Source organism: Ligilactobacillus murinus DSM 20452 = NBRC 14221 (genome assembly GCF_001591685.1).
In the GTDB taxonomy this organism is placed as follows: domain Bacteria; phylum Bacillota; class Bacilli; order Lactobacillales; family Lactobacillaceae; genus Ligilactobacillus; species Ligilactobacillus murinus.
In genome coordinates, this window is sequence record NZ_BCVJ01000050.1 from 1 (window position 1) to 14,800 (window position 14,800).

The 14,800-nt window shown below is 42.9% G+C and carries 12 protein-coding genes and 2 pseudogenes; all 14 read left to right on the plus strand.

The window, feature by feature from the left end:
• The first annotated feature begins 27 nt into the window (after positions 1-27).
• Positions 28-1,260 (plus strand): beta-ketoacyl-ACP synthase II, encoded by a 1,233-nt coding sequence (gene fabF / locus LMU01S_RS08435; RefSeq protein ID WP_056960032.1) that lies wholly within the window; start codon positions 28-30, stop codon positions 1,258-1,260.
• Between the two features lie 5 nt (positions 1,261-1,265).
• Positions 1,266-1,709 carry an acetyl-CoA carboxylase biotin carboxyl carrier protein gene (gene accB / locus LMU01S_RS08440; RefSeq protein ID WP_082613102.1) on the plus strand — a complete coding sequence of 148 codons (444 nt, stop codon included), beginning with the start codon at positions 1,266-1,268 and terminating at the stop codon, positions 1,707-1,709.
• Positions 1,710-2,132: a 3-hydroxyacyl-ACP dehydratase FabZ gene (gene fabZ / locus LMU01S_RS08445; protein WP_056960028.1), complete on the plus strand. Its 423-nt coding sequence runs from the start codon at positions 1,710-1,712 to the stop codon at positions 2,130-2,132. It begins immediately after the preceding gene.
• Positions 2,133-2,145: 13 nt separating this feature from the next.
• Entirely contained in the window at positions 2,146-3,525 is a 1,380-nt protein-coding gene (accC, locus tag LMU01S_RS08450) for an acetyl-CoA carboxylase biotin carboxylase subunit (RefSeq protein WP_056960027.1), read from the plus strand.
• Positions 3,512-4,372, plus strand: a complete 861-nt coding sequence (accD, locus tag LMU01S_RS08455; RefSeq protein WP_056960025.1) for an acetyl-CoA carboxylase, carboxyltransferase subunit beta — start codon at positions 3,512-3,514, stop codon at positions 4,370-4,372. Before accC ends, accD begins: the two co-directional genes overlap by 14 nt.
• Complete coding sequence (gene accA / locus LMU01S_RS08460) at positions 4,362-5,141, plus strand: acetyl-CoA carboxylase carboxyltransferase subunit alpha (RefSeq protein ID WP_056960023.1); 780 nt, start codon at positions 4,362-4,364, stop codon at positions 5,139-5,141. Before accD ends, accA begins: the two co-directional genes overlap by 11 nt.
• Before the next feature lie 18 nt (positions 5,142-5,159).
• A pseudogene (gene fabI / locus LMU01S_RS08465) lies at positions 5,160-5,923 on the plus strand (enoyl-ACP reductase FabI).
• 150 nt (positions 5,924-6,073) lie between these two features.
• Positions 6,074-7,552, plus strand: a complete 1,479-nt coding sequence (gene zwf / locus LMU01S_RS08470) for a glucose-6-phosphate dehydrogenase (RefSeq protein ID WP_056960021.1) — start codon at positions 6,074-6,076, stop codon at positions 7,550-7,552.
• A gap of 74 nt (positions 7,553-7,626) precedes the next feature.
• Positions 7,627-8,712 carry a DNA polymerase IV gene (gene dinB, locus LMU01S_RS08475; RefSeq protein ID WP_056960018.1) on the plus strand — a complete coding sequence of 362 codons (1,086 nt, stop codon included), beginning with the start codon at positions 7,627-7,629 and terminating at the stop codon, positions 8,710-8,712.
• Between the two features lie 62 nt (positions 8,713-8,774).
• The gene (locus tag LMU01S_RS08480) at positions 8,775-9,725 is read left to right on the plus strand and encodes a DHH family phosphoesterase (RefSeq protein WP_056960016.1); all 951 of its coding nucleotides are present in this window, start codon (positions 8,775-8,777) and stop codon (positions 9,723-9,725) included.
• Positions 9,726-9,739: 14 nt separating this feature from the next.
• A complete protein-coding gene (locus tag LMU01S_RS08485) occupies positions 9,740-11,071 on the plus strand; it encodes a DEAD/DEAH box helicase (protein WP_004049287.1) in 1,332 nt (443 codons plus the stop codon).
• Between the two features lie 273 nt (positions 11,072-11,344).
• A complete protein-coding gene (gene alaS, locus LMU01S_RS08490) occupies positions 11,345-13,990 on the plus strand; it encodes an alanine--tRNA ligase (protein ID WP_056960014.1) in 2,646 nt (881 codons plus the stop codon).
• 174 nt (positions 13,991-14,164) lie between these two features.
• The gene (locus LMU01S_RS08495) at positions 14,165-14,434 is read left to right on the plus strand and encodes an IreB family regulatory phosphoprotein (protein ID WP_004049284.1); all 270 of its coding nucleotides are present in this window, start codon (positions 14,165-14,167) and stop codon (positions 14,432-14,434) included.
• A gap of 57 nt (positions 14,435-14,491) precedes the next feature.
• Positions 14,492-14,800, plus strand: a pseudogene (locus LMU01S_RS10335) (recombinase family protein); the annotation flags it as partial.

A 14,800-nucleotide genomic window follows, 5' to 3' on the forward strand; every position in this document is an offset into this window, starting at 1 on the left:
AACAGAACAAAACGAGAGGTGTTTTAGATGACAAGAGTAGTAATTACAGGAATGGGGGCAGTCACCCCGATCGGTAATGATGTGAATGAATATAGTGACAATTTATTTCAGGGCAAATTGGGGATCGCACCGATCACTAAATTTGACGCCACTGAAACTGGAGTCACCAATGCGGGTGAAGTCAAAGATTTTGATGCGACTTTGCGGGTCGGCAAAAAGGCAGCTAAGCGCATGCATCTTTTTTCACAATATGCCGTCGATAGTGCCCTTCAAGCCGTGAAGCAAGCTCAAATCACCTCTGAAAATACCGCTGCTAAAGATCTTGGCGTTATTTTTAGTTCAGGGATCGGGGGCTTGACGACGATCCAAGAACAAGTGATCAAGATGCATGAAAAAGGTCCTAAAAGAGTCTCACCGATGTTTGTTCCGACCGCGATCGTCAATATGGCAGCTGGTAATATCGCTTTGCGGATCGGGGCGAAAAATATTTGTACTTCGGTCGTAACAGCGTGTGCTTCAGGGACCAATGCGATCGGGGAAGCTTACCGTCAGATCAAAGAAGGCCGGGCCAAGGTAATGGTCGCTGGTGGGGCAGAAGCTTCAGTCAATGAGATCGGGATCGCTGTTTTTTTTGCTCTGACCGCTTTATCGACGCAAACTGACCCTAAAAAAGCCTCTATCCCATTTGATAAAGACCGCTCTGGCTTTGTTATGGGTGAGGGCAGTGGTGCTTTAGTTTTGGAAAGTTTAGCTCATGCTAAGGCACGGGGGGCTAAGATCTTAGGTGAGATCGTTGGTTATGGTAGCAATTGTGATGCCTTCCATATGACAGCGCCTGATCCGACAGGTGAAGGGGCGGCAATGGCAATGCAATTAGCACTTGATGAAGCCAAGCTCAAGCCAGCCCAAGTTGATTATATCAATGCTCATGGGACGGCAACTAAAGCAAATGATGCAGCTGAAGCCAAAGCGATCAATTTAGTTTTTGGTGAAGATAGTCGAGTTTTAGTCGGAAGTACCAAGGCGATGACTGGGCATTTATTAGGTGCTGCTGGGGCGATCGAAGCCATTGCGGTAGTTGCTAGCTTACAAAAAGGGCGATTACCTGTTAATATAGGTATGACAGAACAAGATAAAGAGTGTAAAGTTAATGTAGTAACACAGGCTAAAGCCCACCCTGAAAAACTTGAATACGCCTTGAGCAATTCATTAGGTTTTGGGGGCCATAATGCAGTTTTAGCTTTTAGAAAATGGAGTTGAGCGACTTGGACTTTAATGATATTGAAAGATTAATGGATGATTTTAAAAAGTCAGAAATACGTGAGTTAGAGATCACGACTGATGGCTTTCATATCCATTTGAGTAAAAATGAGACCCCATTTTTACCAGTACGTGAAAAAGCCGAACAACCAGCGATCACAGCGGTTGAAGAAGATCTGCCATCGGCAACAAAAGATATTAAGGTTGAAGGAAAGTTCATCAAATCGCCGATGGTCGGTAGTGTTTATCTACAACCTAAACTAGATCAAGAACCTTATGTAACAGTGGGTTCACATGTGCATAAAGGTGATGTGGTCTGCATCATTGAGGCGATGAAGATGATGACTGAGATCAAAAGTGATCAAGAAGGCATTGTGACAGAAGTCTTGGTCGAAAATGAAGATCTGGTTGAATTTGATCAACCGCTGTTTAAAGTAGTGCGAGGTTAGATGATGAAGTTAAGTAGTGCAGAGATCAAAAAGATCTTGCCCCATCGTTACCCGTTGTTGTTGATCGATCGGATCGAAGAATTAGAACCAGGAAAGTCAGCGCGGGCGCTTCGCTGTGTGACAGAGCATGAAGCTTTGTTTGCGGGACAGGAATTGGCTGTTTTACCAGAAACTTTGATCATTGAATCTTTAGCGCAGACAGGGGCCTGTGCGTTGCTGACGTTACCAGAATTTGTTGGTAAGACGGCTTATTTTGGCGGGATCAAAGCAGCAGAATTTATGTGTCCTGTGTACCCAGGGGATGTGTTAGAACTTGAGGTAAAACTTGAAAAGATCAAGAGCAGTATCGGCAGTGGTAAAGCGACCGCCAAAGTGGCTGGTCAAGTAGTTTGCCTAGCTGAATTGACTTTTATGATCGGATAAAAGAGGTAGTTACATGTTTTCTAAAGTATTGGTGGCTAACCGTGGTGAGATCGCGGTCCGCATTATTCGCTCTTTAAAAGAGCTTGGTATCAAATCAGTTGCGATCTACTCGACTGAAGATCGTGAAAGTTTGCATGTCCAACTGGCAGATCAAGCGGTCTGTGTTGGATCGGCTAAACCAAAAGACTCATATTTGAATATGAAAAATATCTTGGCAGCTGCTGTTTTGACAGGTGCTGAAGCGATCCATCCCGGATTTGGCTTCTTATCAGAAAACAGTCGCTTTGTAGAATTGTGTGAGGCTTGTGGGTTAGTTTTTATCGGCCCACGCTCCGAGACGATCGAATTGATGGGAAATAAGGCTAATGCAAGGATCCAAATGCAAAAACATGATATTCCGGTGATCCCGGGTAGCACAGGATTTTTAGAAGATGTTGCTGAGGCTAAGCAGGTCGCTAAAGAGGTCGGTTATCCGATCTTACTGAAGGCAGCGGCAGGTGGTGGTGGTAAAGGAATTCGGCGTGTTGATACAGAAGAAGAACTCGCTAATTCTTTTAATGAAGCTAAACGTGAAGCACAGATGGCCTTTGGAGATGCCCGGATGTATTTGGAAAAGATCATGGAAAATGTTAAACATATCGAAGTCCAGATTTTTCGAGATGATGCCGGAAATACGGTCTATTTTCCTGAACGAGATTGTTCATTGCAAAGAAATAAACAAAAGATGATCGAAGAAAGTCCTTGTGCTTTGATCACTGACGCCCAACGTAAATACTTAGGTGAATTAGCGATCAAAGCAGCTGAAGCGATCGATTATCGTAATACGGGGACGATCGAATTTTTGATGGATCAAGAGCATAAATTTTATTTCATGGAAATGAATACTCGGATCCAAGTGGAACATACTGTCACAGAAATGGTGACCGGTGTTGATCTAGTTAAGGCCCAAGTCAAAGTCGCTTTTGGCCAAGATCTACCCTTTGAGCAAGCTGATATCAAATTACTGGGCACGGCGATCGAATGTCGGATCAATGCTGAAGATCCTGCCAAGAATTTTACCCCTTCTGTTGGCAAGGTCGACTATTTGTATTTTCCTGTGGGCAACTTAGGAATGCGGATCGATTCTGATCTGTATGCCGGGGCTAAGATCTCACCGTATTATGATTCGATGATCGCTAAAGTCATCGTCTTGGGGGAAAATCGCCATGAAGCGATCGAAAAGCTAAAACGTTTATTAAGTGAGATGGTGATCTCTGGCATCAAGACTAACCAGAATTTCTATCTAACTATTTTAGAAGACCAAGGTTTCTTGGATGCAACGTTTAACACTGATTACTTGGAACGTGTTTTATTACCAGAGTGGAAACGAGGGAATGCCGATGAAACTGTTTGATGAGGCCAATACAGTCCAAAATAAACAAGTAAAGGCTAATAAAGCTGCTGAAAAAAAAGTTCCGGCTGGCTTATGGGTCGCTTGCCCTAAATGTGGTTATGAGATCTTTCATCAAGATCTAGGACCATTGCAAGAATGCCCAAAATGTTTTTATGGCTTTAGAATAAAGGCTAAAAAGCGGCTATCGTGGTTGGTCGATGAGTTTGTTCCTTGGGACGAAGACTTAGTGACTGACGATCCGTTGGCTTTTCCTGAGTATGCTGAAAAATTGGCTAAAGCACAAAAGAGCACAGAACTAAATGATTCCGTTTTGACGGGGCTGGCCCAAATCGCAGACCAAAAATTTGCCTTAGGGATCATGGATCCATATTTTATCATGGGCTCTTTAGGCAAGGTCACTGGCGAGAAATTGACGCGTTTATTTGAGCGGGCCACTAAAGAAAAGCTACCTGTCGTCGTCTTTACGGCGTCAGGGGGGGCGCGGATGCAAGAGGGGATCCATGCCTTGATGCAGATGGCTAAAGTCTCAAATGCAGTCGCTAAGCACTCAGAGGCTGGTTTATTGTACATCGCAGTCTTGACCGATCCGACAACTGGTGGGGTCACAGCTAGTTTTGGGATGCAAGGCGATCTGATCTTGGCCGAGCCCCATGCTTTAGTAGGTTTTGCTGGTAAGCGGGTGATCGAACAGACGATGCATCAAAGGATCCCAGCTAATCTGCAAAGTGCTGAAACAGTGTTAAAAAACGGTTTTATCGATGCGATCGTCAAGCGACAAGATCAAAAACAAACTTTGGCACAGTTATTGAGATTCCATCAAAAGGAAGGTGAAGCTAATGGCAAATAGCAAGACGCCAGCTCAGGTAGTAGCTGCAGCTAGATCTCAAGCTAAGATCACCACACCGGAACTTATTGAGCATTTATTTGATGATTTTTTTGAATTACATGGTGATCGTCAAGGGGCCGATGATCCTGCGATCGTAGGTGGCTTAGCCCGCTTTTGTGGCCGACCGCTCACGGTGGTAGCTACTGATAAGGGTAAAACCCCTAAACAACGGGTAGCTAAGCATTTTGGTTCACCTGAACCAGCGGGCTATCGAAAATTATTGCGGTTAGCTAAACAAGCCGAAAAATTTGGGCGACCATTAGTGACATTTGTCAATACAGCCGGCGCTTATCCTGGTCGTAGTGCCGAAGAGCAGGGACAAGGTGAAGCGATCGCGCGCTGTTTGTTGGAACTTGGACGCTTAAAAGTACCGATGATCACGTTTATCTTTGGTGAGGGTGGTAGTGGAGGCGCGCTTGCCATGGCCTGTGGTGATCGAGTTTATATGTTAGAAGATAGCATGTACTCTGTTTTATCACCTGAAGGGTTTGCGTCTATTTTGTGGAAGGATAGTCAGCGAGCCGACGAGGCAGCAAAAGTGATGCAGCTGACCCCTAATGCACTTTTAGAGCATGGTGCGATCGAAGGGGTGATCGCAGAAGATGAAAATGACCATTTGTCGACGATAGAAGCGATCAGGACTGTATTAAAACGCGATCTGGAACTTTTGACCAAAAAAGATCCAACCGCATTGTTAGCTGAGCGGTATGAACGTTTTCGGAAATTTTAAAGTAAGGAAATTATGATCATGGGAGATTTATTAGCAAATAAAACGATTTTGGTAATGGGTGTCGCTAATCGACGCTCGATTGCTTGGGGTTGTGCCCAAATAATGCAAGAGCAAGGCGCTAATTTGATCTACACTTATCAAAATGAGCGCTTAAAAAAAGGTCTACTCAAGTTGGTGGGTGATGAAGCTTCCTTATTTGAGTGTGACGTTGCAGATGACAATAGCATCGCCCAAGCTTTTAATGAGATCAAGCACGATATGGTAAGCTCGATGGGATCGTTCATGCGATCGCTTATGCACCTAAAGCAGAACTTGAAGGTGAGATCACAAATGCGACTCGTGCAGGTTTTCAAACTGCACTTGATGTGTCTGCTTATTCTTTGATCGCTGTTAGCAAGGCGGCGATGGAGTTAGCGCTTTTAAATGATCTCGCCAGTTTGGTAACTTTGACCTATATGGGTTCGACGCGGGCGATCCCAAACTATAATACAATGGGGATCGCCAAAGCAGCCTTAGAATCCAGCGTGCGTTATTTAGCACGTGATCTAGGTAAATTTGGGATCCGTGTCAATGCGATCTCAGCTGGCGCGATCAAAACGTTAGCTGTGACAGGGATCAAGGGGCACTCTGATCTTTTAGAGATCTCCAAGCAACGGACAGTCGATCAAGAGGCAGTGACGATCAGAGAAGTCGGTGGGACCTGTGCCTTTTTGATGAGTGACTTGGCGACTGGTGTAGTTGGCGATGTCATTTATGTAGACAAAGGAGTCCACCTGATCTAATGAAAACACAGTAATACGCTCGCGAGTGATTCGGGGCGTTTTTTTGTGCAAAAGATAAGCAAGCAACGACTACCTTTTCGTATTTCTTTATACTGAATTACTTGTTAAATGTTAGCTAAATTAGTAAAATAAACATAACTATAATCAATCATGAAAGTGGTGCTTACCTTGGCTAAGAAAGAACAAAAAGCATTGTTTGTTATTTTTGGTGGGACTGGCGATCTTGCGCAACGTAAATTGTATCCTGCCTTGTTTGATCTATATAAGCGTGGTTATTTGAAGAAACACTTTGCAGTTATCGGTACAGCAAGACGTCCTTGGTCAAATGGCTATTACCGTGATGTGGTTAGATCATCGATCGATGGGATGGTCAACTCCCAAACTCAGATCGATGAATTTGCGAGCCATTTCTACTACCAATCACATAATGTCAATGATGTTGATCACTATGAGACTTTACGTGTTTTAGCTGATAAGCTAGACCAAGATTATGGCTTAGAAGGCAACCGCTTGTATTATTTAGCGATGTCACCTAGTTTCTTTGGAACGATCTGTAAACATTTGAAATCACAAGGTTTAACTAAAACAACAGGTTATAATCGCGTGATCATCGAAAAACCATTTGGTCATGACTATGCTAGTGCTAAAAAATTAAACGATGAGATCAGTAAATATTTTCCAGAAGAAGCGACCTTTAGGATCGACCACTATCTAGGTAAGGAAATGCTCCAAAATATTATGGCACTTCGCTTTGGCAACAGCATTTTAAGTGCGATCTGGAATAATAAGATGATCAGTAATATCCAAGTGACACTCAGTGAATCATTGGGAGTCGAAGAACGTGGGGGCTATTATGATACAGCCGGTGCTTTGCGGGATATGGTCCAAAACCATATTTTGCAGATCGTTGCGTTACTCGTGATGGATCGCCCGGATTCTTACTGTGCTAAAGATGTCCGGAAGCGAAAAGTTGAAACTTTTGAGGCTTTGAAGATCTATTCACCTAAAGAAGTCGCACAAAATTTTGTGCGGGGTCAATATGGCGAGGGTAAAGATATGGTGGCTTATCGTGAAGAAAGCATGATCGCCCCAGATTCGATGACTGAGACTTTTGTAGCAGGAAAACTTGAAGTCGATAACTGTGATATGGCCGGTGTGCCGATCTATATCCGTACAGGCAAAAGATTAGCTACGAAAGCTACCCGGATCGATATCGTCTTCAAAAAAGATGATGAGTCTTTATTTGGTGGCCAAGGTTTGGCGGATAATACTTTGACGATCAATGTTGAACCTGATACGGGGATCGACTTTACTTTGAATACCAAAAAGATCGGCCAAGAATTTGCAACACGTCAAACTAATATCGGCTATCGTTTGACTAAAGAACAAGTGGCCAAAGTTCCTGAAGCCTATGAACGCTTGATCTTAAATGCATTGCAAGGTAATTCGGTGAATTTTACGCATTGGGATGAATTGGAATATTCTTGGAAATTTGTTGATGCGATCAGAAATGCTTGGGATCAAGAAGACCTACCAGTCGATTATTTCCCAAATTATGCATGCGGGACGATGGGACCACAAGCATCAGATGAATTATTGGCTAAAGCAGGTCACCATTGGATCTTCTAAACAAGTTGAATGATTAAATATTTGGGACCCTGGGATGTTTTAGCTAGGGTCCTATTTATGATGTGAGGAAACTGATGAAACAACGTGATATCATCCATGTGGATATGGATTGTTTTTATGCTTCGATCGAGATGCGCGATGATCCCAAGTTACAAGATAAGCCAGTTGTGATCGCCCGTGATCCGCGCAAAACAGGGGGACATGGAGTTGTGGCAACGGCTAATTATCAGGCCCGTGCTTTCGGGATCCATTCAGCGATGAATGCCCAACAAGCCATAAAACTTTGCCCTAAAGCAGTTTTTGTAACTCCTAATTTTGAAAAATATCGTAAAGTATCGCAGCAGATCCAGGCGATTTTTGCGGAGTTTTCCGATCTAGTTGAACCAATCGCTTTTGATGAGGCTTACTTAGATATTACGGCTGATAAACAAGGGCTTGGCTCAGCGGTCTTAACAGCGCATCGCTTACAGCAAAGGATCTATGATGAAACACAGCTGACGTGTTCGATCGGTATTTCGTACAATAAATTTTTAGCTAAATTAGCCTCAGATTTTTGCAAACCGGTGGGAACGACTGTGGTCAGACCAGAGGAAGTCAAAGCCTTCTTATTTCCATTACCGATCGAAAAATTTCGTGGAGTGGGTAAAAAGACCGCGCCTAAGATGCATGCTTTAGGGATAAAGACGGGTGAAGATCTTTATGCCAGGTCAGAGCGGTACCTAAATGAACATTTTGGTAAGATCGGTACAGTTTTATACCAACGTGTGCGAGGGATCGATGAACGGCTTGTCGAAGTTCGGGAACGCAAATCGATCGGAACGGAGAAGACGTTTATTCGTCCGTTAGTGAGTGAGTCACAAGTCAACGATGAATTTATGCAACTAGCCACACGCTTGGTAAAGGAATTAAATAAAAAGCAAAAGCACGGTAAGACCTTGGTTTTGAAATTGCGGACGGCTTCATTTGAAACAGTCACGAAGCGTTTGACTAAGCAAGAGTATTTTTTAAATGACGTAGCGACCATCGTCTATTATGCCATGCAGTTATTTGAGGAAGTAGCCCCAACAGAATTAGAATTACGTCTGTTAGGTCTGACGATGACGGGGTTAGCCCCACTAGAATTTGAAAACTTGAGTCTACCATTGTTTGAACAAGAGTGAAATAACGTGGTATACTACATTGTTATAGGTATTTAACTACAAAAAAGATAAGGAAACGAAAAATGAAGGTTGAAGAAGAAATCTTAGCACAGATCAAACAGTATGACACGATCATTATCCATCGCCACCAGCGGCCCGATCCAGATGCCTATGGCTCACAATGTGGGTTGGCTGAAATTATTCGTGAGACATTTCCGACCAAGACAGTCTATCAAGTCGGTAAAAATGTCAAAGGCCTAAGTTGGCTCGATACGCCCCAAGAGATCAGCGATGAATGCTATCAAGATGCCTTAGTGATCGTCACTGATACGGCTAATCAACCGCGTGTCGATGATGACCGTTATACTAAAGGTAAGTTTTTGATCAAGATCGACCACCATCCAAATGATGATCCCTATGGTGATATTTGTTGGGTCGATAGTTCAGCTTCTAGTTGTTCGGAGATCATCACGCGTTTGGTGGAAAATTTAGATGGTAAATTAAAGCTAAATGCAAAAGCAGCGCGTTTATTGTATGCAGGGATCGTTGGGGATACGGGACGTTTCATGTATAATGCAACGACACCAGCTACTATGCGGGCGGCAGCTAAATTGATGGAATATGATTTTGATGCTAGTCAAGTGAATCGGATCTTAGATGAAATAACGCCAGAAGTAGCACGGCTATCAGCTTATGTTTTAGAAAACATCAAGTACACTGAACATAATGCGGCTTATGTGGTCTTAGATAATGAGACGCTAGCACGATTCACATTAGAAGATGCTGGAACAGCTTCGATCGTGCCATTGGTGGGTAAGATCTCTTCTGTCGTTTGTTGGACCGTGATCGTGCAACAAAAAGACGAGACCTATCGTTTACGGATCCGTTCTAAGGGGCCTGTGATCAATGAATTGGCCAAAGAATATGCAGGGGGCGGGCATCCCCTAGCTAGCGGTGCGATCTTAAAAAGCTTAGATGAACTCCCAACTTACCTTGCTAAGTTAGATAAGATCGCAGCGACTGCAGAAAAATAGAAATTGAGGATATTATGAATAAGACATTTAAAGATTTTAACTTAAAACCCTTCTTAAATGAAGCGTTGACTGAAATCGATTTTAAAACACCGACTGAAGTGCAACAACGCTTGATCCCAGTGATCAAAAAGGGCAAAAGTGTTGTCGGACAATCGCAAACAGGGAGTGGTAAGACCCATACTTTCTTACTTCCGATCTTTAATGCGATCGATCCAGCTATCCATGAAGTGCAAGCTGTTATTACGACCCCAAGTCGAGAATTGGCTTATCAGATCTATGGTGCTGCTAAGCAATTAGCTAAGCATTCTGAAACTGAGATCTTAGTCCAAAACTATGTCGGTGGGACTGATAAATTACGTCAGATCGAAAAATTAAAGCACCATCAACCACAGATCGTGATCGGGACTCCAGGGCGGATCTTGGATCTGATGCGTTCAAATGCTTTGGATGTGCATAATGCGCATTATTTAGTCGTTGATGAAGCTGATATGACATTAGACTTAGGTTTCTTAAAAGAGACCGATGCGATCGCGTCAGCTTTGCCAAAGGATCTTCAAATGCTGGTCTTTTCAGCAACGATCCCACAAAAGTTAAAACCATTCTTACGAAAATATATGAATGATCCAGTTGTTGAAGTGGTGGAAAACAAAACAGTTATCAGTCCTACGATCGATAATTGGTTACTTTCGACTAAGGGACGCGACAAAAAGCAATTGATCTATCAATTGTTGACGCTGGGCGAACCATATTTGGCATTAGTTTTTGCTAACACCAAAGAACGAGCTGACGAATTGACGACTTATTTGCGTCATCAAGGCTTAAAAGTGGCTAAGATCCATGGGGGTATCCAACCACGGGAACGCAAACGTTTGATGCGTGAGATCCAAAATCTCGAATATCAATATGTGGTTGCGACCGATCTAGCAGCCCGGGGGATCGACATCGAAGGCGTTTCCCATGTGATCAATGATGATCTACCAGAAGATCTTGAATTTTTCGTCCATCGTGTCGGGCGGACTGGGCGTAACAACCTTAAGGGCATAGCGATCACATTGTATGTTCCAAGCGAGGAAGCTCAGATCGAAGAATTAGAAAAGATGGGGGTCACTTTTGTCCCTAAAGCGCTCAAAAATGGGGAGATCGTGGACTCTTATGACCGCAATCGGCGCCAAAAACGTCGGACTAGACAAGAAAGTCTTGATCCTAAGATGATCGGGATGGTCAAAAAGGCTAAAAAGAAGCGCAAACCGGGTTATAAGAATAAGATCAAGCGTGCGTTAAAACGTGATGCACAACAAAAGCGCAAGATCGCACGCCGACAAGAACGTAAAAATCAACGTTCGTAAGCTTGACAAAAGGATGATTTTTGCCTATACTTTGCATTGACTCAGGATATGTCAGTTAGCTGTTTTGCTTCAGCGAGGGTCCGGTGGGTGAAAGGACTTGCAAAAGCTGATTGGTGCTCCCTGAAACTAATATTATTACATGAAAATAACGTGCTCACGTATTTGAGCAGCTGAGAGGTTACGACTAACATCGTTGCAAGCAAGGTGGTACCGCGCCAAGGCGTCCTTGCTAGCAGCGGTGTTTTTTTGCCTTCAGCCCAGAAAGGATCAAAGATGAAAGAATTATCAAGTGCCCAAATTCGGCAAATGTATTTAGATTTCTTTGCACAAAAAGGTCACGATATCATGAAAAGTGCACCTTTAGTTCCTCAAGATGACCCAACTTTACTTTGGATCAACTCTGGGGTCGCTACGATGAAAAAATATTTTGATGGTTCTGTTGTACCTAAGAACCACCGCATGACAAGTTCCCAAAAATCCATCAGAACTAACGATATCGAAAATGTTGGTCGGACTGCGCGCCACCATACATTATTTGAAATGTTAGGTAACTTCTCGATCGGTGATTACTTCAAAAAAGAAGCGATCAATTGGGCATGGGAGTTATTGACGAGTAAAGATTGGTTCGCTTTAGATCCCGAAAAACTTTACATCACGGTTTATCCAAAAGATACCGACGCTAAGAAGATCTGGCTTGAAGCTGGTGTCAAAGAAGATCATATCTACGAAGATGAAGATAACTTCTGGGATATCGGTGAAGGTCCTTCTGGTCCAGACTCTGAGATCTTCTATGATCGTGGTCAAGCGATGAACAACGTGGCTGAAGATGATCCGCAAAACTATCCTGGGGGCGAAAACGAACGTTACCTTGAGATCTGGAATATCGTGTTCTCACAATTCAACCATAAGCCTGATGGAACTTACGAAGAATTGCCACATAAAAACATTGATACGGGGATGGGCTTAGAACGTGTCGTTTCTGTTTTCCAAAACGCTAAGACAAACTTTGAGACTGATCTTTTCATGCCACTTATCAAGGAAACTGAAAAGCTAAGTGGCAAGTATCATTACGGGCAAGACCCTGAAAAAGACATCTCATTTAAGGTCATCGCTGATCATGCGCGCGCTGTGACCTTTGCGATCGGGGACGGTGCTTTACCTTCAAACGAAGGACGCGGCTATGTTATCCGACGTTTGATCCGGCGTGCTGTTATGCATGGTCAAAAACTTGGGATCGACCAAGCATTCTTGTATAAATTAGTACCGATCGTAGGTCAGATCATGGAAGCGGCTTACCCAGAGATCTTGGAACAAGCTGACTACATTCAAAAAGTCATCCGCATGGAAGAAGATCGTTTCAATGAGACCTTAAAAGATGGGGTCGCCTTATTAGATGACTTGATCGACCAAACCAAAGCGGCTGGTCAAACTGAACTTTTGGGGGCAGGTGTCTTCAAACTTTATGATACTTATGGTTTCCCATATGAATTAACGCTTGAATATGCAAGTGATAATGGTCTAGGTGTGGATAAAGCTGGTTTTGATACTGAAATGGAAAAACAACGTGAACGTGCGCGCAACGCTCGTTCTGGGGCTAAATCCATGGGCGTTCAAAATGGTTTATTGACGGATATCACGACTACAAGTGAATATGTCGGTTATAGCGAGTTAAATGCTTTAGGGACCGTCGAAGATATCATTTTAGATGATGCTTTAGTAAATGAAGCACAGGCTGATACGACAGTGCAAGTTATCTTTGATAAGACACCATTTTATGCCGAAATGGGGGGGCAAGTAGCCGATAAAGGTCTAGTCAAAGATGAAGACGGTAATGTGGTCGCTGAAGTGATGGATGTGCAACATGCACCAAATGGTCAAAACATGCATACCTTGAAATTACGTCAAAAATTGGCTAAGGGTATGACGTACCGCTTAGAAGTAAACCGTGAATTCCATAACAAGGTCAAAAAGAACCACACCGCGACCCACTTGTTAGACCAAGCTTTACGTGATGTTTTAGGCGAACATACGCATCAAGCTGGTTCATTGGTGGAACCAACTTACTTGCGCTTTGACTTCACGAACCTTGGAGCAGTCACAGCTGAACAATTGCAACAAGTTGAAGATATCGTTAATGCTAAGATCTGGGCTAATTTACCAGTTGAAACAGTGGTCACTGACCTTGAATCAGCTCAAAAGATGGGTGCGATCGCATTGTTTGGCGATAAATATGGCGATACTGTACGTGTTGTTAAAGCCGGCGACTATTCCATGGAATTCTGTGGTGGTAATCACGTTGATAATACTAACGAACTTGGTCTTTTCAAGATCGTTTCTGAATCCGGTGTCGGTGCTGGGGTGCGGCGGATCGAAGCTGTAACTTCTAAGGAAGCTTTTGAATTCTTAGAACAACGCAATAACTTATTGCAAGAAACAGCCGCTGAAATGAAAGTCGTGCAATTAAAAGAAGTGCCACGTAAGGTCGAAGCTTTACAAGCTCAGATCAAAGAATTAGAACAACAAAAACAAGCACTTGAAGCTAAGTTTGCAAGTCAACAAGCACAAGATATCTTTAAAGATGTTGCTAAAGTCAATGATCATACTTTGATCGCGGCTAAAGTCAACGTTTCTGGGATGGATCAATTGCGGCAATTAGCTGACCAATGGAAAGAAAAAGATCTATCCGAAGTGTTAGTCTTAGCGACAGCACCAGCTAAGGATAAGGTCAACTTGATCGTGGGTGTTTCCGATGCCGGCATCAAAGCAGGTATCAAAGCTGGCGACTTGATCAAAGACATCGCTCCACTTGTTGGTGGTGGCGGTGGTGGTCGCCCTAACTTAGCCCAAGCTGGTGGTAAGAACCCAGCTGGTATCGGTGAAGCTTTAGCTAAAGCCAAGACTTGGTTGGCTGATAAATAATCTAGCGTTAAAAGATCTTAGAAGGTGATTTCTAAGGTCTTTTATTCGTTAGCATGACGTTTAGTTTACAAACATAATCTTTTTGTAATATACAAATTGAGAGATATTCATTGTAGCGTAAGCATTTGTTTAGTAAAATAGAACTGGTAGACAAGATCACGGAGGTGTTTTGAGATGAGTTCGTTGGATAAAACAATGTATTTTAATTTTGATGACGGCAATAAAAAGGATGTACGCGAGACGCTAGAAACTGTTTATGCGGCTTTGGAAGAAAAGGGCTATAACCCGATCAACCAAATAGTGGGCTATCTATTATCAGGTGATCCAGCCTATATTCCGCGGTTAAACGATGCGCGTAATCTGATCAGAAGACATGAACGTGATGAGATAATCGAAGAGTTGGTTCGTTCATATCTCAACAAGGAGGAAACAACTGTTAATTAAAATATAATCAAATGTGATGTAATATCTACAAGAAAGATAAAATGTGAGGTAGATATTATGGCGATATTAAAACCAAAAGAAATGGCTGAAAGATTGGGCGTTACTGTTCTAACCCTACAACGCTAGGATAATAATGGGACTTTAAAAGCTTATCGTACCCCCACTAATCGAAGATATTATACAGAAGAACAATACTTAAAATATATCGGTCGATCAACTAGTAATGATCGTAAGAATGGTGCTTATGCTAGAGTCTCAACATATGGGCAAAAAGATGATTTAAAAAATCAAATTGCTTTTATTAGACAACATGCTAATACTAAAGGCGTTATTCTTGACGAAACAATTACTGATATTGGCAGCGGG

Excerpts from the sequence above, each read along its gene's own strand:
- LMU01S_RS08495 (WP_004049284.1), top strand. The coding sequence starts at position 14,165 with ATGAGTTCGTTGGATAAAACAATGTATTTTAATTTTGATGACGGCAAT.
- accC (WP_056960027.1), top strand. The coding sequence starts at position 2,146 with ATGTTTTCTAAAGTATTGGTGGCTAACCGTGGTGAGATCGCGGTCCGC.
- fabZ (WP_056960028.1), top strand. The coding sequence starts at position 1,710 with ATGATGAAGTTAAGTAGTGCAGAGATCAAAAAGATCTTGCCCCATCGT.
- zwf (WP_056960021.1), top strand. The coding sequence starts at position 6,074 with ATGAAAGTGGTGCTTACCTTGGCTAAGAAAGAACAAAAAGCATTGTTT.
- accA (WP_056960023.1), top strand. The coding sequence starts at position 4,362 with ATGGCAAATAGCAAGACGCCAGCTCAGGTAGTAGCTGCAGCTAGATCT.
- LMU01S_RS08480 (WP_056960016.1), top strand. The coding sequence starts at position 8,775 with ATGAAGGTTGAAGAAGAAATCTTAGCACAGATCAAACAGTATGACACG.
- alaS (WP_056960014.1), top strand. The coding sequence starts at position 11,345 with ATGAAAGAATTATCAAGTGCCCAAATTCGGCAAATGTATTTAGATTTC.
- fabF (WP_056960032.1), top strand. The coding sequence starts at position 28 with ATGACAAGAGTAGTAATTACAGGAATGGGGGCAGTCACCCCGATCGGT.
- accD (WP_056960025.1), top strand. The coding sequence starts at position 3,512 with ATGAAACTGTTTGATGAGGCCAATACAGTCCAAAATAAACAAGTAAAG.
- dinB (WP_056960018.1), top strand. The coding sequence starts at position 7,627 with ATGAAACAACGTGATATCATCCATGTGGATATGGATTGTTTTTATGCT.
- LMU01S_RS08485 (WP_004049287.1), top strand. The coding sequence starts at position 9,740 with ATGAATAAGACATTTAAAGATTTTAACTTAAAACCCTTCTTAAATGAA.